This window comes from uncultured Leptotrichia sp. (genome assembly GCF_938036635.1).
Taxonomy (GTDB): Bacteria; Fusobacteriota; Fusobacteriia; order Fusobacteriales; family Leptotrichiaceae; genus Leptotrichia; species Leptotrichia hongkongensis.
In genome coordinates this window covers 1-3,219 of the sequence record NZ_CALHQO010000064.1, presented here as the reverse complement: position 1 = coordinate 3,219, position 3,219 = coordinate 1, and the positions used below count along the sequence as shown (strand labels likewise).

Annotated in this window: 5 protein-coding genes; all 5 read left to right on the top strand. The window is 27.6% G+C overall.

The annotated features are described in order from the left end of the window. The first annotated feature begins 66 nt into the window (after positions 1-66). Positions 67-450: a hypothetical protein gene (locus tag Q0370_RS01110; protein ID WP_299570949.1), complete on the top strand. Its 384-nt coding sequence runs from the start codon at positions 67-69 to the stop codon at positions 448-450. 113 nt (positions 451-563) lie between these two features. Then, the gene (locus Q0370_RS01105) at positions 564-776 is read left to right on the top strand and encodes a hypothetical protein (RefSeq protein ID WP_299570946.1); all 213 of its coding nucleotides are present in this window, start codon (positions 564-566) and stop codon (positions 774-776) included. A gap of 23 nt (positions 777-799) precedes the next feature. Beyond that, positions 800-1,579 carry a polyphenol oxidase family protein gene (locus tag Q0370_RS01100; RefSeq protein ID WP_299570944.1) on the top strand — a complete coding sequence of 260 codons (780 nt, stop codon included), beginning with the start codon at positions 800-802 and terminating at the stop codon, positions 1,577-1,579. A gap of 20 nt (positions 1,580-1,599) precedes the next feature. Then, on the top strand, positions 1,600-2,157 hold the full coding sequence (locus Q0370_RS01095) for a hypothetical protein (RefSeq protein WP_299570941.1): 558 nt from the start codon (positions 1,600-1,602) through the stop codon (positions 2,155-2,157). 67 nt (positions 2,158-2,224) lie between these two features. Continuing rightward, the coding region (cbiB, locus tag Q0370_RS01090) for an adenosylcobinamide-phosphate synthase CbiB (RefSeq protein WP_299570938.1) at positions 2,225-3,219 on the top strand (995 nt) is incomplete at its 3' end.

The window sequence follows — 3,219 nt, the reverse complement described above, 5'->3', positions numbered from 1 at the left end:
TTATAAAAAATGGTAATAAAAAATTATTTTAGTGTAATAAAAAAAACAGGAAGGAAATAAAATATTATGAAAATAAAAAAATTAGTAATGACAGTATTAGTATTATTAACTGTACAAATGTGTGGACCTGAACCTAAATTGGACTACAATGTTACAAAAAGTGAAAGTTATAAAATTTCTGAGAAAAAAATGAAAAAGAATTCTTTAGAAGTAAAAAAGGGATTTGAAGCTGACACTGAGAAATACAAAAGTAAAACAAAAGAAGCGGCTAAAAGTTTTTTAGAAAATATTGTAGAAAAAGCCACTCAAGGTACAGATGAAAGTTTCGCTGCTGAAATGTTAAAGCAAATGGCAGTTAGTATGATGGAAAAAGGAATTGAGCATCAGCAAAGTAAAATAGAAGAGATTAGATTTTTAATGACAAAGAAGCACAGGTTACTCAAAAAGTAAAAATTTTTGACGGTAGTAAAGGAAATATTGCAAAATTTCAGAATGAATATGAACTTCTTAAACTTGTTGCACAAAAATTAAAATATAAAGATACAGAGGATATGATGGCTCAAATGGAAAAAATGGATAAAAAAGAAGTTTTTTCTAAAATTATGAATGCTATAAGTGAAATTATAGAAGATGAATTTAAAAAAGAAGAAAATTATATAGAAATGACTGTAACTTCAAATATGAATAAAGTAAATAATACTTGGCATATGAAAGATTTGGATGAACAAATTAAAGCATTAGAAACAATATTTTCAAATTTAGCGAACAGTATGTAAAAAAAATAGAAGGATAGATAATTATGTTTATAGAAAAGGAAAATTATTATTATATTGAAGAGTTTGAAAAATACGGTATTACAGCAGTTTATACAAAAAAAAATGCTGGAAATATGTCTGATTACTGTCCAATTGAAAATCAGAAAGAAGGAATACAGAAAAATAATCGTGAAAAGTTATTAAAGGGACTGAATTTATGCGATAAACAGGAAGTAATGGCTTTTCAAACACATTCTAACAATGTAAAAACCATTGATGAAGATACAACAAAATATTATTATGAAAAAGAGGAAGATATTGATGGATTTCTGACAAAAAGGAAAGACATTGCTATTTTTACATTTTATGCGGATTGCTTGCCGATTTTTGTATATGATAAGGAAAATCAGGTTATAGGAGTATGGCATTCAGGATGGCCAGGAACGTTTAAGGAAATGATGAAGTCAGGGCTTTTGGAAATGCAAAAAAAATATGGGACGCAAGTTGAGAATGTAGTAATGGCATTAGGAATTGGGATTGGTCAAAAGGATTATGAAGTTGGAAATGAATTTTATGATAAATTTTTAGAAAAATTTGGGAAATGTAACAGAGAAATTGTGGAAAAATCATTTTGGTTTAATGAGAAAACAGGAAAATATCATTTTGACAATACAAAATTTAATGAACTTATGGCACTCAAACTTGGGATAAAACAGGAAAATTTGATTGTAGCAGCTGAAAGTACATTTGATGAAAAATTTCATTCTTATAGAAGGGAAGGAAAAAACGCTGGAAGAGCTACGGCTATGATTAGTTTTAAATAAAAAAGGGAGGAGGCAAATTTATGAAAAAAATTTTATTTTTAGTATTTTTAATGATAGAAGCAATAGGATTTTCAGTTAATTGCAATTGGTATACAGGGAATACAGAATCTGCAAGCAAAATGGTAGAACTGGTTAAAAATACAAAATTAACAGATAAAATTTATTGTGATGTAGAAAAAAATAAAATGGTATATGAAACAGAGGATAAAAATAATGATAGTTTTATGGAAGTAGGGTTAATTTATAACAAAGGAAGCAAAAAGGGACTTACCTATATTGAAATTGCTAATTATTTGGATGAATTTGAAAAGGATGTGATTAAATTATATCCTTGGAAAAATTTGACAGAGTTAGAATATAGTAATTCTCCAGAATATTATAAATACAGAATGTATATTTACAGTCCTGAAAATAAGGATGAATTTATGATTTATATGATTCTTTATGATACAATAAATGGTGTATGGAAGCGTTTTTATAGTAAGGATTTTTGGAATAAAAATGATGAGAATGCTGTTGAAATGATAGAAATTATGGAAAAAGTGGGAGCAAGGGCAACAGATGATATAGTTTATTAAAAAAGTGATTTTTAAGTAAAATAGTTTATAGAAGAGTTACACAATAATGAATAATAGGAGATAAATAATGAATTTTTTAATAAAAATATGGATTGCATTTATTTTGGACTTGATTTTTGGGGATCCGGAAAAAATTACACATCCAGTCCAGATTATTGGTAAAATGATTACATTTTTAGAGAAAAAATTATATGGGAAAAAAGGAAGCTTTGCTGGTGGAGCAGTTTTAGGTATTTTAGTAGTTGCAAGTACATTTTTTGTAATATATGGATTTGTGGAATTGACAAAAATTGTAAAAGTTTTGGAAATTTTGGAAATTTATTTGATGTATACAGTATTTTCGGTAAAATCACTGGCTCGTGAAGGAAAAAGAGTTTATAAAATTTTAAAATTAGGAAATTTGAAAGTAGCAAGAGAAAAATTGTCTTATTTGGTTTCAAGAGATACAGAAAAGATGGATAAAGTTATGATTATTAGAAGTACGATGGAAACTATTTCGGAAAATATGGTGGATGGCGTGATTGCACCGATGTTTTATATGTTTGTGGGTGGGCTTCCGCTTGCAATGGCCTATAAGGCAATAAATACACTTGATTCAATGGTTGGGTATAAAAATGAGAAATATGCAAAGTTTGGTACATTTTCAGCAAAATTAGATGATGTGGTAAACTTCATTCCAGCTAGAATTTCAGGTATTTTTATAACAGCAGCAAGCTATATTTTGAGATACAATTACAAAAATGCATGGAAAATATTTAAAAGAGATAGAAAAAATCACGCAAGTCCAAATTCAGGACATTCAGAAAGTGCAGTAGCAGGAGCATTGGGAGTACAGTTTGGCGGAAAAGTTTCATACTTTGGAAAAGAAGTCGAAAAACCCACAATAGGCGATAAGAAAAAGGAATTTAGATTAGAAGATATTAAAAAAAATATATTATTGATGTATGTTACGAGTTTTGTAGCGATATTTTGTTTTTCTATAATTTATTTGATTGTAAATGGAATGTTTAATAGTGTATTTAATTCCATTGTATATTTTATATTGTATTTTTTTGTTAATAT